Raw genomic sequence first — 25751 nt, 5'->3', positions numbered from 1 at the left:
CTTATGAAAACAACTATCTCAGAATATCCAAATTCTTTTTTAAAAGTAGAACTTTATGATTCTGAAGAAATAATAGTTGAAAGAGGTGCTATGATTTTTGCTGATGGTGATTACGAGTTAAAAACCAAATTTGAAGCAAAAACCATTAATAATTGGATAGGGAAAATTTTTGGAGGAAAGAGTATTGCTTACAATATTTATAAAGCAAAAGAACAAATAGAAATGATGTTCTCTCCTGATGAAAACGGTGAAATTTTTGAAATAGATATAAATGAAAAAAAATCTGTTATTATAGAACCTAACGCACATTTTGCTAGAACCAATCAAATAGAATTAAAAATAATTAAAAAAGATTGGAAAACCACACTTAATGATGGCTTAAAAATGAAAGCTACTGGTAACGGAAAACTGTTTCTTGTTGGATATGGAAAAATACAAAATATACAACTAAACCCTTTAAAGAAATATCTAATTGATGAAGATTATTTAGTTGCTTTTGATAATAATTTAATGGTGAAAACAGTTTCTAGAGGATTTAAGGAGCTGTTGCGAAGTGGCGAGGGGTATTTATATGAAATTAAAGGAGATGGTGAAATTTGGCTACAAACTAGAGAAGCCCATGAAATGTCATCTGGTGGAGGTTTTTTTAGTAATATTATTGGTTTTTTTAAATAAAAAATGTTTGTTTATAACATGTGTTATCACACTTTTTTTGGCAATTATTTAGTACACAACCGTTTTTTAATTAAGTATTTTTGCACATTGAAATTTAAATAAAATGCGTAAAATACTTTTAAAAATATTAAAAAAAATGTTGATAGGAATTTTAGTTGTTGTGCTTTTAATAGTTATTGTAACGGTCGTTTTTGTAAATACAAGTCCGCAATTTGGAGGCACACCCAAAGGCGCCGATTTAGAACGCATTCAAAACTCAAAACACTATAAAGAAAACGCTTTTGTAAATAATGAAGTTACACTGGCAAGTACGGGGTTTAAATGGCAAAGTTTGTTTCAATTTTTTACTAATGGAAATAATAAAGTACCATTAAAGCAATTGCCTCAAAATAATTTGAACGCTTCATATTTTAATATCAAACCTAGTAAACCACGTGTAACATGGTTTGGGCATTCGGCATTGTTTTTAGAAATTGAAGGTTTAAATGTGTTTATAGACCCCATGTTGGGTAATGTTCCTGCACCACACCCTTTGCTTGGTAGTGCTCGGTTTAATAAAGAATTGCCAATTTCAATTGAAAATTTACCCGAAATAGATTTGGTGTTAATATCGCATGACCATTATGATCATTTAGATTATGGTTCTATCAAGCGTTTAAAAGATAAAGTAAAACAGTTTTATGTACCCTTAGGCATTAAAGCACATTTAACAGCATGGGGAGTGCCTTCAAAAAACATAAAAGAGTTTGATTGGTGGGAAACATCTAGTTTTAATAATGTTGAATTTGTATCAACACCGGCACGTCATTTTTCAGGAAGAGGTTTTTCACGAAATAAAACGTTGTGGTGCTCATGGGTTATAAAATCGGACAATACTAATATCTTTTTTAGTGGCGATAGTGGCTACGGAAAACACTTTAAAACCATTGGCGAAAAATATGGTCCATTTGATTTTGCCATGATGGAATGTGGGCAGTATAATGAGCAATGGGCGCATATACACATGATGCCCGAAGAAACCATACAAGCAAGTATTGATATAAATGCAAAGTACTTAATGCCAATACATTGGGGCGCTTTTAAATTAGCCTTACATACTTGGGTTGATCCTGTAGAGCGTGCATTAAAGGCTGCTAAAAATAAGGGTGTTAATATAGCTACGCCTATAATTGGAGCGCCTTTTGTAATAGGCGAGAAATATCCTGAAAAGTTATGGTGGGAATAGTTAGGTTTTTATTAAATAATCCCATTGTAAATCACTTTTCTTTTTTTGTAATCTAGAGAGTGTTTTTAAAAATACCACAGCAGTAATTAAAGCATCGCCACTTGCGGTGTGCCTATCTGTAATTGGCACATTTAATTCGGTAGCCAACTCATCTAAAGAATAGTTTTTTAAATCGTTTTGATAAATTATGTGCTTAGATTTTTTAAACAGTACACCAGTATCAATAAACGTGTTTTTTAGTTTGCCAAGTTTATGCCTTTGTAACATGGCGTTTACCATACCAAAATCAAAACGGGCATGATGCGCTACTAAAACAGCATTGCCAATGTAATTTATAAAGGTTTCAATAGCTTCAATTTCTGATACTTTTTTAAGGTTGCCATGTTTCATTAATCCGTGAATTTTTACGGTTTCCGGATTAAAAATATCTTGTTGTAAGTACAACTCTAAGCTTTCATTAACCTTAATAGTTTTGTTCTGTATAGTAACAGCGCCAATTGATAGTATGCGGTCTTTATGTTGGTCAAAACCAGTGGTTTCAGTATCAAAAGCAATAAAGCGTGTAGCTTCAATAGTTGGTATTGAGGTGTTTTTAAAACTACTTAAATACGCTTGCCAAAAGTTAGGGTAATGGCGTTTCTTTTTTCTTTTAAACCAATGAAATGCCATTTATAAAATATTCTTTAAATCAAATCTAATTTTTAGTAATTCTTGCACATCTAAAATAGGTTTAAAACAGCGCCTAAGTTTTAGTTTTTCTTCTTTTGAAAGACTTTCTAATGCTATAAGTTTTCCTGAGTTATCGTGTAATAAGCCTTGTTTTGTTCTAAATTTTAAAAGTGCTTTAGAGGCGTAGGCACAAGAGTTGAAAAGTTCGGCATTGTTGGGGTCTATTTCGGCTAGTTTTTCAAATCGTTCAGCAGTATTGTTTATGTCTTTAATTTTATTGCTTAAAGTTAAAACTCTAGCGGCATCAATTAAAGGCATTAAGGCTCTACTTTTAATATTAAATAAATCTTTTTGTTCTCCATTATGCTCTACTAAAAACTGCTTAAAAAAGCCAAGTGGCGGCGGATTTTTAAGGGCATCTTTTGCTAAAATCCTGCAGAATAACGATGAGTTTTCTAACGCTTTATAAATGCTATTGGTTAAAGCATCAACCAAAGTTTTGTTGCCGTAAATATGGCTATAATCAAAAAATATAGATGCTAGTAAAATAGCCTTTTCATCAGGTTTTTCTATCCACTCCTTAAATTGTTGTTGCCATTGCGATACAGATTTGCACCACTCTGGGTTGCTAGCCATCATATCTGCTTCACAATATTCAAAACCTATAACATTTAGTGTTTTTGTAACGAGTTTACCTAGTTTAATAAAGTATGCTTGGGTTTTTTGGTAGTTAGGTTCATCAACATCTTCAAAAATTAGCGCATTATCTTGGTCTGTAAATAAAAGTTGTTCTTTTCTGCCTTGGCTACCAATTGATAGCCATGAAAATGCAACTGGTGGCGGGGTTTCCATTTTTCTAATGGCTAAAATTATAGCACGTTCTGTAACGGCATCATTAATTTTAGAAATGAGTTTGATAATGTGTGAAAGCGGTATATTTTGTTCTAAATAACTTTTTAATAGTGTGTTAGCTTTTAGTCTGGCTTTACGCAAATGCCTTGTGCGTTTGGCACGTTTAATATCTTTTAAAATGACCGATGGACTATTACCTAAAGTAACCAATATATCATGGTGGGTTAAAATACCTACCAATTTGGTGTTTGGTGTACCATCTTTAGTTATACAAATATGGCTAATATTATGCTGTATCATTTGTAACTGCGCACTTGCTACGGTAATGCCTGGGCTATCTGTAATTACAGGTGCAGACATAATATGTGTAACCTTAGTTGTAATAGGAAATTTACCAGTAGCAATTTTATTTTTTATATCGCTGTTGGTAATAATACCCAACGGAATTTTATCTTTATTTACTACTATTATACAGCTAATGCTGTGTTCACTCATAGCAATGGCAGCCTCTTGTAAGGTAGCATTTTCATTGCAAGTTTCTGGTTTTTCGGTGTAATTTGCGGTTTGAAAATTAGCTAAATCTTGCGATGAGTTTGGAAGATAATCTACAAAAATACGGCTATTTTCTTCGGCTGTATAAGGGTCATGAGAGTTACTGGCAAATGCCGTAATTAAATACTTTTGAACCTTTACTAAGTTTTGAGTAACAGACTCAAAAATTTCAATAGGTATGGCATATACAATAGCTTCTTCATTAGCAATAGCACTAAGTTTATAGTTTTCTTTGGTAACTAAAGCGCGTAAGCCAAAAATATCGCCGGTATCATTAATACCGGCAATAAGTTTTTCGTTTTCATGCGTATGATATAACATTACTGAACCGTTTCTTACCACATAAAAATGGTTGTGATAGGTGTCGTCTTTTTTAAAAAGTACATCGCCCTTATCTAAATAAATAATGCTTGTTTCAACAGCAATTTTATTTAAGCTGTTAAGGCTAAGTAAATCAAAAGGCGGAAAACCACTTAAAAAATGTGCAACACGGTCTGCAATAGAGTTTTTCATAGGCAATAAACCTTATATCATTTTAAAATCTAACAATAATTCACCTTCAATAGACGCTTGTAAATGATCACCTTTTTCAATCATTCCAATACCATCAGCAGGTGTTCCTGTAAAAATTAAATCGCCAGGGTTTAAAGTCATATATTTTGAAACGTAGGCAATAATTTCGGCCATGTTATAAATCATAAAATCTGTATTACCAACCTGAATTTGTTTTCCGTTAATTTTTAAATCGAAATTAATATCGTTTAATTTAGGGAAGTTAGCAATAGGTTTAAATGCTGAAATTGGCGAAGCACCATCAAAACCTTTACCTAAAGCCCAAGGCCATTTTTTATCTCTGTTGTCAGTTAAAATATCTTTCGCAGTAAAATCCATACCAACAGCAATTTCGCTAATATACGAAGGTGCATCGGCTTCCGATATGTTTTTACCAACTTTACCAATTTTGGCAACCAGTTCAACCTCATAAACAATTTGGTTTGTAATGTCTGATGGGTAAACCACATCTTTATTATCTGTAACCAAAGTGCTATCAGCTTTTAAAAATATTAATTGATGCCCGTCTTTTAAATCGGCAATTTCGTTTTTGTTGGTAACGTAGTTTTTACCAATACCAATAATTTTCATGTTTTTTCTTGTTTAATTTGAAGGTCTAAAAATAATAAAATGCCAAAGAGTACATCCTGCTTTTTATCATAAAAATGTGGTATAAAATAATCAATTTTTAATATATTCGAAACCAGACTTCAAAAAAAGCGCAATTATACATTTTGTAATTCAATATGCATCATTTTTCAAAATACATGATTCATTTAAAACCTATTTTGTTAATGGTTTTAATAAGTGTTTTGTTTTTACAATGCGATAAAAAAAACGAACCAGAATTTCATTTAAGAGCCAGTTTATTGGTAAATGAAAGCCATACGTGGTTTAAAGCGTTTGAATATTTTTCTGAAATTTTAGAAGAACGTACCAATGGCCGCATAGTTTTAGATAATTACCACTCAGAACAATTAGCCAAAGAAATTGAAGCCATTCGTTTAATAAGAGCCGGTGTTATAGATATGACAACAACAGGCTCGCCGTTAAGCAATTGGGTTGAAATTTTAACCTTTTGTGAACTGCCTTTTCTTTTAAGAGATTCAACAGATATGCGCGTGCTAATTAATAGCGACATAGGAAAGCGCATGGAACAAGAAATGATTGATAAAATAGGGTTGAGGCCTTTGGGGCAGTTTCCTGGTGGGCCGCGGCATTTAACATCAAATAAACCAATAAAACACCCTAATGATTTACAAGGATTAATTGTAAGAGTGCCCAATGTACCATCATTTGTTACTGCTTGGAAAGCTTTAGGCGCTAAACCAACACCTATGGCGTTTTCAGAGGTATTTACATCATTACAGCAAGGTACCGTTGAGGCACAAGAAAACGGATTTGCAATTATACAAGCAGCAGGTTTTTATGAAGTACAAAAATATGTTAACAAAACAGCGCATGTAGTTAGTTGGACCTATCCTGTTATTGGTGAAAAACAGTTTCAAGCCTTTCCAGATGATTTAAAAACTATTTTTTTAGAAGCTGTTAATGATATGGTTGCTTATGAACATAAATTGTTTTTAGAAAGTCAAAATAAAATTGTAGAAGAGCTTGAAGCCGAAGGAATGACCATAATTGAAGTTGATAAAGATGCTTTTGGTGAAGCAGCCAAATATGCCATTTTTAATAGCCTGTCTCCAAACATGCAAAAAGTGTATAACGATATTTTAAAATTAAGAGAACAATGACCATAAAAAAAGGCATAGGCAAATTTTTAAAATACGGTACCTTGGTAAGTAGTTTTTGTTTTATTGCCGTAACTATGGCGCAAGTGTATGCGCGTTTTTTTATGGAAAGTGCACCGGCATGGACAGAAGAAGCAGCGCGTTTTTTCTTTATTTACGCCATGAGTTTTGCCGCTGGTTTAGCTATGAAAGGTAATTATTATGTAAAGTTTGATGTGGTTTACAGTAAACTAAATACAAAGCAAAAAGAAATGTTAGATGTTTTAGTGTCTCTACTCACTATCATATTATTTTTAATAATAACCTATTACGCCATACAATTTGTAAATGTGGGTATTACAGAACGCGCACCTAGTGTTGGTTTTTCAATGGCTATAGCCTTTGGTTCAATACTGGTTATGGGTGTTTTTATTTCTATGTATGCTATTTGGGATTTTATAAAAACCGCTAAAAAACTAAAACAGTAAATATGATCTGGATATTAATACTCGTTTTTATAATATGTTTACTATTTAGGTTTCCAATAGCTTTTTCTTTGGGTTTATCTTGTTTAGCCTATTTAATAGTTGCAGGCATACCGTTAATAGTTATACCAATGAAAATGTACTCGGGTATAGATGTGTTTGTTTTATTAAGTGTACCCGGTTTTATTTTGGCAGGAAACCTTATGAATCAAGGAGGTCTAACAGCCAAAATAATTACGTTTTGCAATCATTTAACAGGGCATATTCGTGGTGGTTTAGCCCTGGCAAACATTGGCGCATCAATGCTATTTGCAGGTATATCGGGCACCGCAATTTCAGATACAGCAAGTATAGGCTCTGTTATGATTCCGGCAATGAAAAAAGAAGGTTACGATGCCAGTTTTTCATGTGCCATTACTGCAGCATCATCAACTGTTGGCCCCATCATTCCGCCAAGTGTACCCATGATTATTGCGGCAACACTTAGTGGTTTATCTGTAGGCAGGTTGTTTTTAGCAGGCGCCATACCAGGCTTTTTGTTAGGTTTTGGCCTTATGGGTGTTACCTATTTTATAGCCAAACGCAAAAAATATCCAAAACACCCTAAAAGTAGCTTTACACAAATTCTATTAAGTTTTAAAGACACATTTTGGTCGTTGTTAATGACCTTTATTATCCTTTTCGGAATAATTGGAGGTGTTTTTACACCCACCGAAGCGTCAATAATAGCCGTAGTTTATGCACTAATTATAGGAGCTTTCATTTACAAAAAACTCAATTTTAAAAACGTACAAGTCATAGTTTTAGATTCCATGAAAACATCGGCATCACTTATGGTGCTTATTGGTTTTGCAAATCTTTTTGGCTGGATTTTAATTACAGAGCAATTACCACAATTAGTATCTTCTCAAATACTAAATTTTTCAAACAATAAATACGTAGTGCTGCTACTAATTAATTTATTGCTAATTTTTGTAGGTACGTTTATGGAAACCATTGCAGCCCTTTTAATACTATTTCCCATTTTATTAAAAGTAGCGCTAGCAGTACAGGTAGACCCAATACATTTTGCTGTAATTGCCCTTTTAAATTTAATGATTGGTTTAACAACACCACCTTTAGGCGTGTGTTTATTTGTATCATCAAGTATTGGTAAAGTATCAATTGGCAAAGTAAGTAAAGCAGGTTTTCCCTTTTTACTAACCAGTTTAATAGTGTTAACTTTGGTAACATTAATTCCCGAAATTTCATTGTATTTACCAAAATTATTTATGGATTAATTAGGGCATTCCGCCTAAGGGCGTCGGGCTTTCCGTTATATCTTTTTATTTTATTTTTTCTCCTGCGTCAAAAAAACAAAATAAAAAGGATGCCACTGCAATCCCTAATGCAATAAGCAGTATATTTAAAAGCAGTTAAAAATAAAACCATGACACTAAAAGATGTAAACCCTTCAGAATACAATCAATTTTATAGCAGCTACTTAAATATACTTCCAGCCGAAACTGAGTTAATTTCAGCGTTTCAAGAAAATTTAAATAATGTGCAAACCTTTTTTAAGGGCATTCCAAAGGAAAAATTAGAATATAAATATGAAGCAGATAAATGGACTGTAAAAGAAGTGTTTCAGCACATGATAGACTGTGAGCGTGTATTTCAATTTAGGTGTTTTCATGTAGCCAGACATGATAAAACACCATTACCAGGCTTTGAAGAAAATGATTATGTACCAACATCAAAAGCCAATACAAAATCTATACAAACCCTCATTGAAGAGTTTACCATTGTACAACAAGGTTTTATAGCCTTATTAAAAAGTATATCAACTAAAGATTTAAAACAAATTGGAGAAATAAATGCTGCGCCAACATCGGCTAGGGCATTGGCATTTATAACGCTAGGGCACTACAAGCATCATATAAATATTATTAAGCAACGTTATTTGTAGCTGCTTTTTTAGTTTTTTTTAAGTATAAAAACGTTAACAAAGTAAGAGCTCCAAATAATGAAAAACCCATAAAAAGAGGCAAAACAGAGTTGTTTACAAAACTGCCAATATAATTGGCAATAGGCACTGCCATTACAGTTGAAACAAAACCATTTATGGCTGCACCAATACCAGCAATATGACCAAGCGGTTGCATTGCTAAAGCCCTTAAATTACCAAATAAAAATCCTACCGAAAAAAATTGTAATACAAAAAAGCCAATTAAAATAGCTATTGGCGGGTTATTACCAGAGTTAAATAAAATAATATATAATAGTGAAATAGCAGCGTAGGCAATTGTGGCGATATAAGCTATTTTCCACATGCCAAATTTTACAACCCAAACGCTGTTTAAATAAGTAGCAAGACCAATAGAAATGGCTAAACTAGCAAAAATGTAAGGGAATAATTCGGCTAAATTATATTGTTGCTCAAATATTTGTTGTGAGGTACTTAAGTACACCATAAACGAACCGGTAATAAAGCCCGAAGCTAATGTGTAAGCTATGGCATCTTTATACTTAAAAAATTCTTTAACACCATCAATAAACAATGACGATGAAAATTTAATGCGCTTCTCTTTGGCTAGAGTTTCAGGTTGCCTTTTCCAAAACCAAATAATAACAATTAGTCCATAAAATAGATTAACATAAAAAATGGCTTTCCAATCGTAATAATTCAAAATTAATTGTCCCATAGCAGGAGCTATTACGGGTACTAAAATAAAAACCATGACTACAATAGACATTATTTTGGCCATATAATCGCCACTGTAAGAATCTCTAATTATAGCCAAACTTAATGTTCTTTGTGCAGATAAGCCCATGCCTTGTAGCACTCTACCAATAATCATAACTTCAAAACTTTTAGTAGTAAGGCATATATAACTAGCTATAATAAACAAAACAAAACCAAAATATACAATGGGTTTTCTGCCAAAACTATCAGATAATGGGCCAAAAATTAACTGGCCAAAACCTAAACCTAAAAAAATCATGGTTATAAGCAATTGGTTATTATTAGGGTTAGTAACACCTAAATAATTGCCAATTGTAGGTAAGGCAGGTAATAATGCATCAATAGAAATTGCTACAATAGACATTAAAGCGGCCATTAAAGCAACAAATTCTATTTTAAAAGAGTTATTATTTTGCATGGCGCAAAAGTAATTTAATAATATTGATTTTTGTGTTTATTAAAGGTGATTATAAGTTAAAGAATTCACAAAGTTTAAGCTTTGAAATTTATTGGTTTCAGCGCTTTAATAATAACACTTATTAGTATTAAAATGGTATTTACTAGCAATATTAAAAATCTAGGTATATTTTAAATGTTGAATAAATGTTAAGAGTATTCTTGTTAAAAAATTAGCTTTTTTTGAAGATACAATTCAAATATGGAATTTTTTTTTCGTTTTTATGTCAATCATCTGTAAATGAATACCTTTAAGCTAAAAACAAAGGCTGTTATATTATACTATGTTAATTTGTTTAAAGTATTTTGTAATTTTGAATAACAAAAATTTGCCGTTTTATTTACAAAAAAATAATAAATTGTTTATCTCTCAAAAAAAAACTATCATCAGAGGTATATGCTGCATTTTATTTTTAACCATTTGTTTTGCTCATGGACAAAATGAATATTTTCGTTTTTTAGATTCTGCTCAGGTGCATATTAAAAAAAATTCAAAATCTGCACAGCCTTTTTTAGATTCTATACCAAAACCCATAGAGAATAGTTTAAAAGGCAGAGTTTCAGAATATTTTGCGTTAAAAGCTTTAATACACGATGAATACAATGAATACCCAAAAGTGTATCAATGTTATATTCAGGCACTAAAATATAGCGAAATTGAAAAAAAATATAAAGTAGCAGGACGTTCATGTCTTGAATTGTATGCTATTTTATCAAACACTAAAAAAGATTCTTTAGCTGAAAATTATCTAAATAAAGCGAATGAGTATTTTAATTTAAGCGACTACAAAAACGGATTAGTAGAGGTTGAACAAATTAAAATTTATACTAAGTTTTTAAAAAATAAGTATAAAGAAACCAATACTTTAATTTTAAGTAATTTAGATAAATATGAGAGTGTAAAAGATGATGCTTACTTTTATATGTTTGCTCTATTTATGGTTACATCAAACCATATTAGTTTAAATAATTTTAATGAAGCCCAGTATTACTACAGTAAATTTAAAAAGTTAAAAAATAATAAAACAATAGCTCCATTTAATTACTGTTCTTTTAATGCTACAATTAATACAAATTTGGCAAAGTTTTTTAATAGAAACAAACAGCTAGATTCTACATTTCATTACTTAAATAAAGCATCAAAACTAAGAAAGTTTATGGGTAATGATACCGTTAAAGACTATTTAACACTTTACTCTGCTGTTTATGAACAAGAAGGAGGACTCGATGAATCTAAAAAATATATAGATTCTTTACGCTTACATGAAGAAAAAATGTTTGCAAGCCTAATAGATGCAGGCCATCAAATAAACCACTCATTATTAAAAGTAGAAACAAAATTAAAAGAAGAAAGTGAGAAAAATACCTTTTTTGAATTTTTTGTCGCGGGTTGTTTAGCAACTGTACTGCTTACAAGTATTATATATTTAGTGTTTTACAAAAAGCAAAAAATTAAACTAAATAATTTAGATGAAGAAAATAAACAGCTGAACCAGCTAAAAAATAATCATGAAAAGTTAACGGCTAAAGTGCAAGGTTTAGAAGATTATATTAATAATTTAAAAAGTAAGGCAAAAGTTATCTCATCAGTAAATGATGTTGTTACCCAACGTGACATGATTAAAGATTTTTATACGAATATTCGTTTAGAATCATCTACAATTTTAAATGAAAGTAATAATCATTTAGATTTAATTAACGATTTTAATATTAGTTTTTTCAATAAACTTAAAAAGATGTTTCCTAGTTTAAATGATTCTGATATTATTATATGTTATCATATATACATTGGCTTTAAAAATAAAGAAATAGCATTATTTTTAAATACATCTGTAAGAGGTATTGAAAGTAAACGGTACAGAATTACCAAAAAAATGAATTTAGATAAAAGTATCTCGTTAGCTTCTTTTTTGCAAGATAATTTTTATGATTAATTATTTTTTGTAGGATATAATTGTCTTTTTTGAAAAAACCAATAAACAAAAGTTAATAAAAACTTAACGTGCGTATTAAATGCGTAGTGTTTTTTATGCAATTTGTTGCTTCTTTTTTTCATATTTGTGTCACGCTATTATCAGCAGTTAGTACTCTCAAAGCGCCTGCGTCTTTGTTTATTGGTTGGATAAAATTAAACAAGGCTATAAGTTTAATTTTTGTTAAACAAAGTTAAAACAGGTTAAAGACTAACAAGATAAATATCGAAATATTTATTAAGTTTCGTTAGCAAAAAAGAAAAGGAGGCAGGTTAGGGAGCCTCCTTTTTTCGTTTCAATATGTGTGCTCTCTTTTTATAATGGAATATTACCGTGCTTCCTTTGTGGTGAATTAACTTTTTTGTTTTCTAACATAGAAAAGGTTTTTAATAATTTTCGTCGTGTATTTTCTGGTAGTATAACCTCATCAATAAAGCCACGTTTGGCAGCACTGTATGGGTTTGCAAATGTATTGGCATATTCTGCTTCTTTTTCAGCTAGCTTATCTGCTGGATTTTCTGCTTCTGCTATTTCACGTCTAAAAATTATTTCACTTGCGCCTTTGGCTCCCATAACCGCAATTTCTGCACTAGGCCATGCGTAGTTAAAATCGGCTCCTATATGTTTAGAGTTCATAACGTCATAAGCTCCTCCATAGGCTTTTCTTGTAATTACAGTAACTCTTGGTACGGTTGCTTCACTTAGAGCATACAGTAATTTTGCGCCATGAACAATAATACCATTCCACTCTTGATCAGTTCCAGGTAAAAAACCTGGTACGTCTACTAGAACCAATAAAGGAATATTAAAGCAATCGCAAAAACGTGTAAATCTAGCTGCTTTTTTGGAGCTGTCTACATCTAATACACCAGCTAGAAACATTGGCTGATTGGCTATTATTCCGATGCTTCTTCCTCCAAGCCTTGCAAAACCTACTATAATATTCTCTGCGTAGTCTTTGTGGATTTCATAAAAGGAATCTTCATCTATAATGCCGTTAATAACCTCATGCATATCATAAGGTTTGTTTGCATTACTAGGAACTATAGTGTTTAATACTTCTCTAATTTCCTCAGTAGGGGAGAAGTCTAATTTTTGCGCAGTCTCAGTGTTATTTTGAGGTAGGTAACTGAGTAATTTTTTTACATCCTCTAAGCACTCAATATCATTAAGAGATGTTTTGTGAGCTACACCAGATTTAGAAGCATGCGTTTGTGCGCCACCAAGTTCTTCACTACTAACTTCTTCATTTGTTACTGTTTTAACAACATTAGGGCCAGTTACAAACATATAACTTGTATTTTCTACCATAATAGTAAAGTCTGTCATAGCAGGTGAATACACAGCGCCACCTGCACATGGGCCCATTATAGCCGATATTTGCGGAACAACACCAGACGCTTGTACATTTCTGTAAAAGATATCGGCATAGCCACCTAAAGATTTAACGCCTTCTTGAATACGAGCACCTCCAGAATCATTTAAACCAATAATTGGAGCTCCCACTTTTACGGCAAGATCCATGATTTTACATATTTTTTCGGCGTGAGTTTCTGATAAGGCACCACCAAAAACAGTAAAGTCTTGGGCGTAAACATAAACCAATCTACCATCAACTGTACCATAGCCAGTTATTACGCCATCACCATAGTAGATTTCTTTATCCATGCCAAAATCTGTAGTTCGGTGTGTTACTAAAATGCCAATTTCTTCAAAAGAACCTTCATCTAATAAGTAGTTAACACGTTCTCTTGCTGTTAATTTTTTCTTAGCATGCTGTTTATCAATACGTTTCTTACCGCCACCTAAATGGGCAAGTGCTATACGTTCGTTTAACTTATTTATTTTTGAGTTCATATATTTTAATTTGGTAATCTTAAAAGTTTCTGGTCTGTTAAGTATTGTTTTACTGCAATTAAAGCCGCAATTTTAGCTTCCTCTTTAGTCTGTTCGTTTAACTTATCTGGCGAATAGTATTTTTTTACAAAATGCGTATCAAAATTACCAGAACGGAAAGCTTCATGTTCGCAAACAAATTTTCCAAAAGGTAGCGTCGTGGAAACGCCTTTAACATTATAATTATTTATAGCCGCAACCATTAGTTGTATGGCTTCTTCTCTTGTTTTTCCGTAGGTGATTAATTTAGAAAGCATAGGGTCATAATAGATTGGGATATCCATACCTTCTTCAAAACCATTATCAACTCTAATGCCGTTGCCCATGGGTAATTTATACACTTCAAGCTTACCAACACTTGGTAGAAAATCGTTAAGAGGATCTTCGGCATATACTCTAAGCTCAAGGGCATGACCGCTAATGTTTAAATCGTCTTGCTTAATGGGAAGTTTTTCACCTCTTGCTACTTTAATTTGAAGTTCAACTAAATCAATACCAGTAATTAGTTCTGTAATAGGATGTTCTACTTGTAGTCTTGTGTTCATTTCAAGAAAGTAGAAATTATGGTCGGCATCAAGTAAAAATTCTACGGTACCTGCTCCTAAGTAATCGCAGGATTTAGCAACTTTAACGGCAGCTTCCCCCATTTTAGCTCTTAACTCTGGAGACAATACAGAAGAAGGCGCCTCTTCAACTACTTTTTGATGTCTTCTCTGTATACTGCACTCGCGTTCAAAGAGGTGTACAATATTTCCATGACTATCAGCCATTATTTGAATTTCTATGTGTCTTGGTGATGTAACATATTTTTCTATAAAAACAGAACCGTCACCAAAGGCAGAAGTAGCTTCACTTATAGCGCGAGTCATTTGCGATTCTAAGTCGTCTTCCTTTTCTACAATACGCATTCCTTTGCCGCCACCGCCTGCTGAAGCTTTTATTAAAATGGGAAACCCTATGTTTCGGGCTATTTTTTTAGCTTTATCAACATCAGTAATGGCCTCATCTATTCCTGGTACCATTGGTATATTATAAGCCTTAACAGTTTCTTTGGCTGCTAACTTGCTTCCCATAACTTTTATGGCTTTAGATTTTGGCCCAATAAATGTAATGTTGTTCTTTTCAACTAATTCAGCAAAGTCTGCATTTTCACTTAAAAAACCGTAACCGGGATGAATGCCATCTACATGTAGCGATTTTGCGACTTCTATAATTTTGTCTCCTCTTAAGTAAGATTCGTTTGATGGTGCTTCACCTATACAAACGGCTTCATCGGCATATTTTACATGCGGCGCATGTCTATCAATTTTAGAGAATACTGCTACTGTTTTTATGCCCATTTTTCGGGCAGTTTTCATAACTCTAATAGCAATTTCGCCTCTGTTGGCAACTAATATTTTCTTCATGTGTAGTAACTTATTTTGAAACTAATAAGACTTAATTATCAAATTCTATTAATAATTCATTTTTATCAACGGCATCGCCTTTTTTTACCGTTATAGACTTAATAACACCATTGCGTGGAGAGGTTATAACATTTTCCATTTTCATAGCTTCTAGAATTAGTAAAGGCGTGTCTTCTTCTACTTGTTGACCATCTTTTACGCTTATCTCTAGTATTAAACCGGGCATTGGAGCTTTAATAGAATTAACGTGTTTGGTTGTGCCAAGAGCAAAACCCATGTCATTGATGAGAACATCTAATTGATCTGAAATTTGAACATTGTAAGTATTGCCATTAACTATAACGTTGTAGTTTTTGCTGTTAAAATTAGACGACTGAATGTCTGCTTGGAAAGATTTATGAGCTTTAAGAATGTGAAACTTTGATTCTGATATACGCAAAGTATCAAGTGCTGACACCTGTTCTGAAGAAATGTCAAAATCAAAAGTCGAATTAACCTTTGTTTTAAAAGTTTTTGTCATGTAAATAGAAAATTGGTTAAAGTATAAATATAGTTATAATGTGTTAGAACATTATTAAATATATTTTAAAATAGAAAGTATACTTACTTAAAAACCGAATTTTCTTGATGCTTTTTTATGGCTTTTCTTGATAAAATAATACCAATAAATAATGACACAAAAGCCCCAACCCAAATACCGGGAATAAAGTCTATAAATAAGAAGAAATCATAAGCTCCGTGAAAAATAATAGCAAAAAATAAGCCTGCAAAATTTAGTACTACTCTTGAGTTTGAAAATTTAGCTTTACCCATAAAATACCCCATTAAAATACCAAAGGTTGCATGCGCAGGTACAGCAGTAAAAGCTCTTAATAGCGCTGTAACATAGCCGCCTTCAAGTACATAAAAAATATTTTCGGTAGCAGCAAACCCCATTGATACCATAACGGCGTAAACAATGCCATCAAAAGGTTCATTAAAATCTTTGGTTTTTTGAGCAAACTGTTTAACAATAATGTATTTACTAAATTCTTCGGTTAAGCCAACTACAACAAATGCTTTTATAAATTGCTGTAAAATACTGGTGTGGTTTGTTAATGGCAATACAATATCAAACACGTAATAAATAATTGTTGTTATTATAACACTAATAACAGCACCAAGTATAAAGTTATAAAGGAGTAGCTTTTTTGATTCTTTTTCGTATTTGTCTTTATAATTTATATAAATAATTATAGCAAAAACAGGAGCAATGGCAAGTAAAAGTAGCGGCATTTAATTAAGCAAGCGTTTGAGATATTTTAGTTAAAACAGTTTGATAATACTGTTTATTTGAAGGCGCAAAATGATTATTGTTATTACCAATAGTATCAATAAGCTCTTGAAACTCATTAATTGACACGTATTTTAGGGCATCAACTTCATCAATTTGAGGTGTAAGCTTATTAATAGGTGTGTTAATTTGAGCAATAAAGGTGATATGAAATTCATTGTCTATCAAGCCATTTTTATAGTTTGAAAAGCATTTAAAAGTACCAATTTTATGCAAGTCACTTTCGGTAATTATTAAGCCAATTTCCTCTTTGGTTTCTCTAAGGGTTGCTTGTTCTGCAGTTTCACCAGCATCAATATGGCCGGCAACTGAAACATCCCACATTAAGGGGCATATGGCTTTTTTGGCACTACGTTGCGCCAACAGAATAGTACCATTTTTTGTGTAATACCAAACATGGCAAGTATTATGATAATATCCTTTTTGGTGAATAACAGATTTTAAAGCCGTTTTGCCAGTGGGGTTGCCGTTGGCATCTACAATATCTATGAGTTCATCCATGTTTTTAATTAAATAGAAAAAAGATTCCCGCTTTCGCGGGAATTTAAAATAGTTTTATTCAAAATAACTAAATGTATCGCCGTCTTTAATATTTAAAAGCGATTCATAAATTAATTTTATAACGTTCTCAACATCTTCCTTATGAACCATTTCAACCGTAGTGTGCATATAACGCAATGGTAACGAAATTAAAGCTGAAGCAACACCGCCATTACTGTAAGCAAAGGCATCTGTATCTGTTCCTGTGGCTCTAGAAAGCGCAGAACGTTGAAAAGGAATATCTTTATCTTCTGCAGTATCAATAATTAAATCACGTAATTTTTGTTGTACTGCAGGCGCATAAGCAACAACAGGGCCCTTACCAATTTCTAAATGCCCTTCTTTTTTCATTTCAATCATGGGCGTTGTGGTATCGTGTGTTACATCGGTAACTATAGCCACGTTTGGTTTTATGGTTTGGGTAATCATTTCGGCTCCGCGTAAACCAATTTCTTCTTGTACGGCGTTTGTAATGTAAAGTCCAAAAGGTAATTCTTTTTTGTTTTCTTTAAGCAAACGCGCAACTTCAGCAATCATAAAACCACCCATGCGGTTATCAATGGCTCTACATACAAATTTATCATCATTTAAAATATGAAACTCGTCTGGATATGTAATAACACAGCCCACGTGTACACCTAGTTTTTCTACTTCTTCTTTGTTTGCGCAACCACAATCTATAAAAATATTATCGGGTTTTGGAGCTTCTTCTTTAGCGCGGTTTCTTGTATGAATTGCTGGCCAACCAAATACGCCTTTTACAATACCATTTTTAGTATGAATGTTAACTACTTTACTTGGCGCTATTTGATGATCGCTTCCTCCATTTCTAATAACATAAATTAATCCGTTGTCTGATATATAATTTACATACCACGAAATTTCATCGGCATGCCCCTCAATAACCACTTTGTATTTTGCCTTTGGGTTTATAACACCTACAGCGGTTCCGTAGGTATCAGTAATAAACTCATCAACATAAGGTTTCAGGTAGTCCATCCACAATTTTTGTCCGCCCCATTCATAACCAGTTGGGGCTGCATTGTTTAAATATTTTTCTAAAAAGTCTATAGATTTTTTATTAAGAATGCTCTTTTTTGCCATAAATAAAAATTTTTCACTAAAATACTAATTTAATGTAAAGCAACATTTAATTGCCATAAAAATAACAGGCTTAAAAAAACGTTTTACTAAGTGTAAATTAGTAATTTTGAATTTGAAAAGCCTCAATTTTAGTTCATGCGAATTTTAAAAATTTTTCTTTTACTTTTTCCTGTAATAATTACGGCTCAAACAACTGAAGTGGTTAAAGATACTACAAATACGGTTGAGTATTTAATTATTGAAGGCGATTCTGTACCCAGAACTAGCATTGGTTTAGAAGAGGTTAAGCTGTTACATAAATTAAAATTTGATAGTAGAGAAGCCCGCATTAGGTATTTAATTTTACGCCGAAAAACCCTAAAGGTTTATCCATACGCAAAACTTGCCGCTGTACGTTTAGATTCTATGAATAAACGTTTAGAAGGTTTGAAACGTAAAAGAGATAAAAAGCGTTATACCAAACGCATTCAAAAATATATTGAAGGTGAATTTTCAGAAGAATTAAAAAAAATGTCGCGTACCGAAGGCCAAATTTTAGTAAAATTAATTCACAGGCAAACAGGCGAAACAGCATTTAATTTAGTGAAAGAATTACGCAGTGGTTGGCGTGCATTTTGGTATAATACAACGGCAAGTATGTTTAAAATTTCACTTAAAAGAGAATTTGATCCTGTAAATGTTGAAGAAGATTATTTAATTGAAGATATTTTACTGCGTAATTTTCAAAGCGGACGCCTAGAGCCGCAAAAACCTGCTGTTGAGTTTGATTTTTATGAATTAACAAAAAAATGGAAAGCCAGTAAGTAAATGCGTAAACAAACTGCTTTTGAAGAAAAACTAAACGCCATTTCACACGGTATTGGTGCCGTTTTTGGCGTAGTAGCATTGGTGCTTTTAATAATGTTTGACACTAAAAAAACAACTAATAGCCTTATTAGCGTGCTAATTTATGGAGTTTCAATAATAGTGTTATTTTCAGCTTCAACGTTGTATCATGCTGTTAAAAACGAAAAAAACAAACACTATTTTAGAATTTTAGATCATATAAGTATTTATCTTTTAATAGCGGGTACTTACACACCAGTTTGCCTTATTTCTTTAGCTAATAGCAAAGGGTGGTTACTATTTTATTTAGTTTGGGCTATTGCTGCTTTTGGTGTAGTTTTAAAATTATTTTTTACAGGGAAATTTGGTGCGTTTTCAACACTTCTATATCTTGTAATGGGTTGGTTAATTGTTTTTGATTTTACAGCGCTATCAAACACTGTTAATTATAATGCTATTTTATTACTTTTTGCAGGTGGTTTAGCTTATACAGGCGGTATTATTTTTTATGCTATTGAAAAAATACCTTTTAATCATGTAATTTGGCATTTTTTTGTTTTGGCAGGTGCTATTTGCCATTTTTTTATGATTTTCCGTTATATAATTTAGACCATGATAACAATTTCTATTGCTAAAACAAATAAGCATTTTGAAACGGTAGCAGCTTTAGCTAATGTAATTTGGCGTGAACATTACATACCTATTATTGGTGTGGCACAAGTAAATTATATGCTTGAAAAGTTCCAATCATTTGAAGCTATAAAAAAACAAGTAGCACAGGGGTATGAATATTATTTACTTGAATGGCATAGTACCGCAGTTGGTTACATTGCAGTTAAAAAGGAAGCAAGTACACTATTTTTAAGTAAAATATATGTTTTGAGTAGCTATAGAGGAAAAAAAATAGGAAAAAAAGCCATGAGTTTTATTGAAGAAAAAGCCAAAGCTAATAATTTAAAAGCTATTAGGCTTACTGTAAATATTGATAATGAAAATTCAATTAAAGCCTATGAAGCATTAGGATTTATAAATAAAAGATCTGTGGTTGCAGATATTGGAAATGGCTTTGTTATGGACGATTTTGAAATGATTAAAACGTTATAACGCTTACTGAGCCAACTTTACTGTACAGTCTGTTAGTATATAATTAAAATGATCTACATCAACAGCATTTAATTTTAACTTGCCTGTTACTAAAACAATATTATCAGTTTTAAAGTTTTTACTATTGTTAAATTGTAATTCTACAGCTGTTTCTGGGCCACCAACACCACAAAAAAAGCAGGATGACATGGGGCCTTTTGACAGAATATAAATTTTTTCTTCTGGAGCAATATTTAAGAAATAGCCTTTTATAGTTACATATTTTCCCTCTAAAGCTTTTAGGTTTTTTGAAAATGTAGGCACTAGAAAAGCTTCATCATAAGCAGGTAAAAATTTCTCTTCAAACGTCACATCAGCAAGGTCATTCCAGGTAATATTTGTTTGGCTAAAAGAAACAAAGGACGTAAATAATAAAACGACTAAGATTTTATTTTTCATTACTTAAAATAGTTGAAATATTCATTTTTAAAATAGGATAAATTGCAAAAGCAATTGACAAAGTTACCATTATAAAAACTAATACCGCAATTTGTATACCATCTTGTATGTTTAATCGTTGAATAATATGAGCTTTCATACCTAAATTGCTAAAATTTAGTAACGCATACATCCCAAGTTTAACAATTATAAAACCTAAAACATAGGCTGCAAAAGCAGCAATGATTCCTTCGTAAAATACCATTTTAATAAGCTGAAAGTTGCTTGCACCATAGCTACGAAGTAAGGCCAAATCATAAGCGCGTTCTTTTACCATTTTATACAAATTTATAAAAATAGTAATGCCAGAAATTATCAAAATTAAGTAAGCTATCCAAGTAATGGTTTTAAAGCCAATACTTGTAAATTCATACAACCTATCTAATTCAAATTTTGGTAAAGCAGCTTGTAAATTACTGTTTTCGTTTATTTTTCTAGGTAAGGTTAGCAAACCCATTGGACTTCTAAATTGCACTAACAAGGAGGTTATTTCTTTGTCTTCATCATGGTGTTCATGTGCCCCGTGTTCGTGGTTAAGTTCATGTTCATGAGCCTCATCATCATACTTATGATGTTGTTCGCTGTGTTCCTCATGGTTATGGTGTTCACCTTCATGAGTATCGCTAATTTCATGTTCATCTTCGTGTTCATCTTCATCTTCATGGTCATGATCGTGAACATCCCAAATGGTTTCTAAATGGGTTACAATTAAGCGGTCTATTACTTTTTGTGTGGGTTTTAAAATTCCAACTACTTGTAATTCATCGTCGTGCACATCAATATCATTAGCAACTAAACCGTGTGAACTTTTAAAAGTGTCGCCTAATTTTAAATTAAGATTTTTGGCAATAGTGGCACCAATGACAACTTCAAAAGGGGCTTTAGTAAATTGTCCGGTTTCTATTTCGGCGTTATAAAAATTATAGAATTCGTTGGTGGTTCCAACAATACGGTAGCCCTTATAATTATCGCCATAAGAAATTGGAACTGCAGTTTTAATTAACCTATTTTTGGCCAGTTTTTTAGCTTCAGCATACTTTATATTTCCTGTAGGATTATCTAAATGAAGAATTGACGCTAATACAAGTTGCAACGGACTTCCTTTGGCGCCAATAACCATATCAATAGCGCCTAAATTGTTTTCGGTTTGATAGTAGAAAGACTCTTGTATTTGCTTAATACCTAGTAATAATGTGATACTTAATGCTAAAATTATAATACTTAAAACCGTATAAAACGATTTCGATTTTAGGTTTTTTATGCTAATTTTCCAGATGTTCATAGCGTTATGGTATTTTCAAAAAAAGACTTTATGCGCTGGTCGTGTGTAATTACAATTAAATGTGCCTTGTTTTTTTCGGCTTGCTGTTTTAACAAGTTAATTACAGCTTCACAGTTTTTATCATCTAAACTCGATGTAGGCTCATCGGCTAAAATAACTTGCGGTTTATGCACTACGGAAAGGGCAATGCCCAAGCGTTGCAATTGTCCTTCGCTAATTTGGTTAATCTTATGGTTTTTACAAGCTGTTAAATTAAGCTGTTCTAAAAGGTCGTTTAGCTTGTTTTGATTTTCTTTTTTATTACTGAAGAATAAGCGTGCTTGTAAATTCTCTATAACACTTAACGATTGTATGGCATGTTTTTGCTGAAATACTAAGCCTATGTTTTTGCCTCTAAAACTATCGAGTTTACTACTAGATAGGGTATTAATGTTTGTGTTATTTATAGTAATGTTTCCTGTTTTTGGTTTTAATAAACCCGCTAAAAGATGCAAGAGCGTGGTTTTACCAATACCCGATTTACCAAGAATTAAAAGATGCTCATTTTCTTTTAATTGAATATTAGGGAAATTAAACGCTGTTTTCTGGTTTTTATATTTAAATGTTAGGTTTTCAGTTTGAATCATGATAAAAATGTAAACATTAAGCAAACAAGTTATTTCACTAAACTCGTAACGGTTTCAATGGCTTTTTTTAATACTTCCGGCTTGCTACCAGGACCAATGGTTAATAGTTTAGAACCTGTAATTGGGATGCTTTTAAACGGCCTTATATTAACAGAGCCATCGGGTTTGCGCTCAAAATACGTATAGTTTTCATGGTTGTCAATTTTAGTGCAACCTTTAACACGTAAAATGCTATTTGGTAAGTTTTGGCAAATGGTTTTTATTGCTTTTTCTGAAGGTAAATTTGGTAAATCGACAGAACACGATGCCCAATGTGCTTTAAAATGGTCTAATTTTTCGGCTATGTTTTGAGATGGTATTAATTCGGGTAAAAGTAATGCATCTAGTTTATTAGCATCAATAATTTGAGCCGTAGGGTTTAGGTTTTTTAAATTAATTATTACGTTGTTTTTTCTCTCCTTATCTACTTCATCTAAATGCGTTAAAACTAAGAGAGAAGATACTTGAATTTGATTAGCTTCTAACACATTGTGTTCGCCTCGTTTTTGCCAGTTTTTCACATCAACAACCGAGATTTGTATAGGCGGTAAAAATCGCTCGTTTAAGCCTACGCCTAAAAACTCCATGAGCGAACAAGCATCTGATGTGCCGTTGGCTTCAATTAAAGTAATGCCATTTTTTCTTTCAGGAATTCTGTTAACCGTTTCGCGAAGTTCAACAATGCCACTACAACAAATACAGCTTCCGCTTAGGGGTTTAATAGCGTTTAAATGAAGTTGATTTCTAAAGTGTTGCACATCCATGTTGGCATTTTCATAATCGTTTAATATTACAAAAGTTTGCCAATTTTTGGCTTGAAAACTTTCAATTAAATACTTTAAAAGTGTGGTTTTACCAGCACCCAAAAATCCAACAATGGTAATAATTGCTTCCAAAATTTATTTCTTTTTAGGTCTAAAAGGTGACATTACAGCTTCGTTACACTCTAAATACGGACCATTCATTAAGTCGATACAGTAAGGAATAGCTGGAAAAACAGCATCTAAACACTCGCGAATAGATTTGGGTTTTCCTGGTAAATTTACAATAAGGCTGTTGCCTCTAAGTCCCGCAGTTTGTCTAGATAAAATGGCTGTGGGCACATATTTTAGAGATTCGGCACGCATAAGTTCACCAAAACCAGGCATCATCCGGTCGCAAACGGCCTCGGTAGCTTCTGGGGTTACATCGCGTTTTGCAGGACCAGTACCGCCTGTGGTTACTACTAAACAGCAGTTTTTGTTATCAACTAAATCTATTATTGTGTTTTCAATTTGGTCTTGTTCGTCAGGAATTATTCTATAAACGTTGTTCCATTTAGAAGTTAAATATTCGTTTAAGGTATTTATAATGGCTTTACCGCTTAAATCTTCGTAAATACCTTGGCTAGCTCTGTCGCTTACAGTAATTATTCCTATGTTAATGGGGTGCATCTTTTTTTTCAAACAAAGTTAAGCATTTGTAGGATTGAAATTTTCAATAGGCCACGAATCAATATTTGGAAATAAATTGCCTTTCCAGAGATTAATTTCATTATCGGTTAGTAAACATTTATTAAGTTGTTCAATCATGTTAAAATAAGTTGGTTAATTTATGTTGATGAATTATTAACAATACCCAAAAACTCATTGCGGTTAACTTTATTTTCAAAACAACCATCATACTCAATAGTTGTGATAAAACTATCTTTGTCTTTAATGCCTCTGGAAGATACGCAGAGGTGTTTTGCAGAAATCATTACAATAACATCTTTGGTGTTTAAAACAGATTGTAAGTCTTTTAAAATTTGAAGCGACAAGCGCTCTTGTACTTGCGGGCGGTGAGCATAATAATCTACTAAGCGGTTAATTTTAGATAAGCCAATAACTTTATCTTTAGGAATATATGCAATATGTGCGTGCCCCGTAATTGGTAAAAAATGATGCTCGCATGACGAATCGATAGTAATGTTTTGTTCTACAAGCATTTTTTTATACTTGTACTTATTTTCAAAAACCGAAAGTTTGGGTTTGTTTTCAGGGTTTAAGCCATAAAACAGTTCTTTTACATACATTTTAGCAAAGCGATATGGCGTTCCGGAGAGGCTATCATCAGTTAAATCTAGCCCTAGTTCTTCCATAATTTTGGCAAAGTGATGTTTTATGTTTTCTATTTTTTCGTCATCACTTTTATCAAAAGCGGTTGTTAAAAGTGGCGTTTCAATAGCTGTTGAAACGTGATTATCTCCTATGTTTTCTATGAGTTCTTTATTCATTATTTATACAGCAATTATCGGTTTTACATTGGCAGTATTTTAAATTATAAATATGAAGTATAACCATAGAAATAGCTGTGAAATAAATAAATACCTCAGGTAAGTGTAACCAATCTAATTTTTCATTTATTATTAAAAAACATAAAAGACTCCAACAAACCCAAAGGGCCGCTTTTACACTACTTTTAGTTGTGTTTTTTGTTGATTGGTACACTGTAAAAAAGGAAATTATTAAGAATATAAAATCAATAGATTTCCACCAAAAAGGGACATTTTTTGCGGCACAGCATGCAGCAACTTGTGTTTGTACTAAAAATAAAAAAGGTGTAGCTAAGCAATGTATTAAACATAAGGTGCTGGCTAAGGCACCCCAAGCATCAGGTTTTTTTAAGGCTATTTTCATTGTATAATTTAATGCAACTAGTTTGCAAATATAGCCTAAATCTTATTAATGCAACGTTGTTGCATTATGTTTTTAGTGTTTATTTAACAAATTACAAATGATTTGTTTTGTAAAGTGTTTATAAGTATGTGAATTGAAGTTAGCCTTCAATAACGTCTTTATATTCTTCAAAAAAAGTTTCAAACAAGGTCATGTTTTCATTAAAAAATTCCATAACAACTTGCCAAGTGTTTTTATTGTGAATTGATACTTTTTGTTCTAAAGGCACATAAATTCTAGATATTTCTTTATAATTTTCTAAAATGTATGTTTCATCATAAATGGCATTAGGTAAATACTCACCTTGTAAAATACTTTTTAGGGCTTCTAATTTCTCCCAGTATTTTATTCTAAATTCTAAATCGTCTTCAATATCAAGGGCAACTAAAGCTTTTTTAGTATCAAAATGAAATTTAAAGCTAAAACCCTTTAGTTTCGTGTTGTATAAAATCCATTTTCTTGGAAAAGATTTACCAAAGCTGGTCCAAAATTCTTGTCTTAGTAATCTAGATTCTTCTTTACTAAACATATT

Annotated in this window: 28 protein-coding genes; 10 read left to right on the top strand and 18 right to left on the bottom strand. The window is 32.2% G+C overall.

The features are described from left to right. Positions 1-3 precede the first annotated feature (3 nt). Positions 4-675 carry a TIGR00266 family protein gene (locus ACXAG4_RS13560; RefSeq protein WP_475296622.1) on the top strand — a complete coding sequence of 224 codons (672 nt, stop codon included), beginning with the start codon at positions 4-6 and terminating at the stop codon, positions 673-675. Between the two features lie 136 nt (positions 676-811). After that, positions 812-1900, top strand: coding sequence for an MBL fold metallo-hydrolase (locus tag ACXAG4_RS13555; protein ID WP_475296621.1), 1089 nt, complete (start codon positions 812-814; stop codon positions 1898-1900). Here ACXAG4_RS13555 and ACXAG4_RS13550 read toward each other — a convergent pair whose 3' ends face one another. Genes ACXAG4_RS13550 through ACXAG4_RS13540 form a run of 3 tightly spaced genes read right to left on the bottom strand, consistent with a single transcriptional unit; the run spans position 1901 to position 5116 of the window. After that, positions 1901-2569, bottom strand: coding sequence for a 3'-5' exonuclease (locus ACXAG4_RS13550; protein ID WP_475296620.1), 669 nt, complete (start codon positions 2567-2569; stop codon positions 1901-1903). After that, positions 2570-4486 carry a DUF294 nucleotidyltransferase-like domain-containing protein gene (locus tag ACXAG4_RS13545; protein ID WP_475296619.1) on the bottom strand — a complete coding sequence of 639 codons (1917 nt, stop codon included), beginning with the start codon at positions 4484-4486 and terminating at the stop codon, positions 2570-2572. 12 nt (positions 4487-4498) lie between these two features. Further along, positions 4499-5116, bottom strand: coding sequence for a fumarylacetoacetate hydrolase family protein (locus tag ACXAG4_RS13540; protein WP_475296618.1), 618 nt, complete (start codon positions 5114-5116; stop codon positions 4499-4501). A gap of 176 nt (positions 5117-5292) precedes the next feature. Between ACXAG4_RS13540 and ACXAG4_RS13535 the strand changes: the two genes are divergently transcribed. From ACXAG4_RS13535 to ACXAG4_RS13520, 4 genes are all read left to right on the top strand, one after another. Next, positions 5293-6276 carry a TRAP transporter substrate-binding protein gene (locus ACXAG4_RS13535; RefSeq protein WP_475296617.1) on the top strand — a complete coding sequence of 328 codons (984 nt, stop codon included), beginning with the start codon at positions 5293-5295 and terminating at the stop codon, positions 6274-6276. Further along, on the top strand, positions 6273-6740 hold the full coding sequence (locus ACXAG4_RS13530) for a TRAP transporter small permease (RefSeq protein ID WP_475296616.1): 468 nt from the start codon (positions 6273-6275) through the stop codon (positions 6738-6740). Before ACXAG4_RS13535 ends, ACXAG4_RS13530 begins: the two co-directional genes overlap by 4 nt. 2 nt (positions 6741-6742) lie before the next feature. Next, the gene (locus ACXAG4_RS13525; RefSeq protein ID WP_475296615.1) at positions 6743-8017 is read left to right on the top strand and encodes a TRAP transporter large permease; all 1275 of its coding nucleotides are present in this window, start codon (positions 6743-6745) and stop codon (positions 8015-8017) included. A gap of 149 nt (positions 8018-8166) precedes the next feature. Then, a complete protein-coding gene (locus tag ACXAG4_RS13520; RefSeq protein WP_475296614.1) occupies positions 8167-8685 on the top strand; it encodes a DinB family protein in 519 nt (172 codons plus the stop codon). Here ACXAG4_RS13520 and ACXAG4_RS13515 read toward each other — a convergent pair. Continuing rightward, positions 8666-9880, bottom strand: a complete 1215-nt coding sequence (locus ACXAG4_RS13515; protein WP_475296613.1) for a multidrug effflux MFS transporter — start codon at positions 9878-9880, stop codon at positions 8666-8668. The genes ACXAG4_RS13520 and ACXAG4_RS13515 overlap by 20 nt on opposite strands. Positions 9881-10277: 397 nt before the next feature. On the opposite strand from ACXAG4_RS13515, the gene ACXAG4_RS13510 reads away from it, so the two are divergent. Next, positions 10278-11852: a helix-turn-helix transcriptional regulator gene (locus tag ACXAG4_RS13510; protein ID WP_475296612.1), complete on the top strand. Its 1575-nt coding sequence runs from the start codon at positions 10278-10280 to the stop codon at positions 11850-11852. Between the two features lie 354 nt (positions 11853-12206). Here the strand turns inward: ACXAG4_RS13510 and ACXAG4_RS13505 are convergent, their stop codons facing one another. From ACXAG4_RS13505 to ACXAG4_RS13480, 6 genes are all read right to left on the bottom strand, one after another. Further along, positions 12207-13748 carry an acyl-CoA carboxylase subunit beta gene (locus tag ACXAG4_RS13505; protein WP_475296611.1) on the bottom strand — a complete coding sequence of 514 codons (1542 nt, stop codon included), beginning with the start codon at positions 13746-13748 and terminating at the stop codon, positions 12207-12209. Positions 13749-13753: 5 nt separating this feature from the next. Next, positions 13754-15193, bottom strand: coding sequence for an acetyl-CoA carboxylase biotin carboxylase subunit (accC, locus tag ACXAG4_RS13500; protein ID WP_475296610.1), 1440 nt, complete (start codon positions 15191-15193; stop codon positions 13754-13756). Positions 15194-15224: 31 nt separating this feature from the next. After that, positions 15225-15632: an acyl-CoA carboxylase biotin carboxyl carrier protein subunit gene (locus tag ACXAG4_RS13495; RefSeq protein WP_475296609.1), complete on the bottom strand. Its 408-nt coding sequence runs from the start codon at positions 15630-15632 to the stop codon at positions 15225-15227. 164 nt (positions 15633-15796) lie between these two features. Continuing rightward, positions 15797-16468: a PrsW family intramembrane metalloprotease gene (locus ACXAG4_RS13490; RefSeq protein WP_475296608.1), complete on the bottom strand. Its 672-nt coding sequence runs from the start codon at positions 16466-16468 to the stop codon at positions 15797-15799. 4 nt (positions 16469-16472) lie between these two features. Continuing rightward, positions 16473-17027, bottom strand: a complete 555-nt coding sequence (locus ACXAG4_RS13485; RefSeq protein ID WP_475296607.1) for an NUDIX hydrolase — start codon at positions 17025-17027, stop codon at positions 16473-16475. 54 nt (positions 17028-17081) lie between these two features. Further along, positions 17082-18170 (bottom strand): M42 family metallopeptidase, encoded by a 1089-nt coding sequence (locus ACXAG4_RS13480; RefSeq protein ID WP_475296606.1) that lies wholly within the window; start codon positions 18168-18170, stop codon positions 17082-17084. Between the two features lie 135 nt (positions 18171-18305). Here ACXAG4_RS13480 and ACXAG4_RS13475 point away from each other — a divergent pair, with 135 nt between their 5' ends. The 3 genes from ACXAG4_RS13475 to ACXAG4_RS13465 are packed head-to-tail and all read left to right on the top strand — an operon-like array spanning position 18306 to position 20099. Continuing rightward, a complete protein-coding gene (locus ACXAG4_RS13475; RefSeq protein WP_475296605.1) occupies positions 18306-18977 on the top strand; it encodes a DUF4294 domain-containing protein in 672 nt (223 codons plus the stop codon). Next, entirely contained in the window at positions 18978-19604 is a 627-nt protein-coding gene (gene trhA / locus ACXAG4_RS13470) for a PAQR family membrane homeostasis protein TrhA (protein WP_475296604.1), read from the top strand. A gap of 3 nt (positions 19605-19607) precedes the next feature. Then, entirely contained in the window at positions 19608-20099 is a 492-nt protein-coding gene (locus tag ACXAG4_RS13465) for a GNAT family N-acetyltransferase (RefSeq protein ID WP_475296603.1), read from the top strand. Between the two features lie 3 nt (positions 20100-20102). On the opposite strand, the gene ACXAG4_RS13460 is transcribed toward ACXAG4_RS13465, so the two are convergent. The 8 genes from ACXAG4_RS13460 to ACXAG4_RS13425 all read right to left on the bottom strand — a co-directional run bounded on the left by ACXAG4_RS13460 (position 20103) and on the right by ACXAG4_RS13425 (position 25748). Next, positions 20103-20537 (bottom strand): hypothetical protein, encoded by a 435-nt coding sequence (locus ACXAG4_RS13460; RefSeq protein WP_475296602.1) that lies wholly within the window; start codon positions 20535-20537, stop codon positions 20103-20105. After that, on the bottom strand, positions 20527-21858 hold the full coding sequence (locus ACXAG4_RS13455; RefSeq protein ID WP_475296601.1) for an ABC transporter permease: 1332 nt from the start codon (positions 21856-21858) through the stop codon (positions 20527-20529). Before ACXAG4_RS13455 ends, ACXAG4_RS13460 begins: the two co-directional genes overlap by 11 nt. Beyond that, the gene (locus tag ACXAG4_RS13450; protein ID WP_475296600.1) at positions 21855-22484 is read right to left on the bottom strand and encodes an ABC transporter ATP-binding protein; all 630 of its coding nucleotides are present in this window, start codon (positions 22482-22484) and stop codon (positions 21855-21857) included. Before ACXAG4_RS13450 ends, ACXAG4_RS13455 begins: the two co-directional genes overlap by 4 nt. A gap of 29 nt (positions 22485-22513) precedes the next feature. Next, positions 22514-23419: a tRNA (adenosine(37)-N6)-threonylcarbamoyltransferase complex ATPase subunit type 1 TsaE gene (locus tag ACXAG4_RS13445; protein ID WP_475296599.1), complete on the bottom strand. Its 906-nt coding sequence runs from the start codon at positions 23417-23419 to the stop codon at positions 22514-22516. A 3-nt stretch (positions 23420-23422) separates the two neighbouring features. Beyond that, positions 23423-23956 (bottom strand): molybdopterin adenylyltransferase, encoded by a 534-nt coding sequence (mog, locus tag ACXAG4_RS13440; RefSeq protein WP_475296598.1) that lies wholly within the window; start codon positions 23954-23956, stop codon positions 23423-23425. 158 nt (positions 23957-24114) lie between these two features. After that, complete coding sequence (gene folE / locus ACXAG4_RS13435) at positions 24115-24777, bottom strand: GTP cyclohydrolase I FolE (protein ID WP_475296597.1); 663 nt, start codon at positions 24775-24777, stop codon at positions 24115-24117. Continuing rightward, positions 24770-25180, bottom strand: a complete 411-nt coding sequence (locus tag ACXAG4_RS13430) for a MerC domain-containing protein (protein ID WP_475296596.1) — start codon at positions 25178-25180, stop codon at positions 24770-24772. Before ACXAG4_RS13430 ends, folE begins: the two co-directional genes overlap by 8 nt. A gap of 139 nt (positions 25181-25319) precedes the next feature. After that, on the bottom strand, positions 25320-25748 hold the full coding sequence (locus ACXAG4_RS13425) for a DUF4268 domain-containing protein (RefSeq protein WP_475296595.1): 429 nt from the start codon (positions 25746-25748) through the stop codon (positions 25320-25322). Between the last annotated feature and the right edge of the window lie 3 nt (positions 25749-25751).

The sequence above is a fragment of the Seonamhaeicola sp. ABD4_175 genome, from assembly GCF_056160885.1.
Note: the sequence above shows the minus strand (reverse complement) of the source record. Positions and strands in the feature narration are given on the sequence as shown.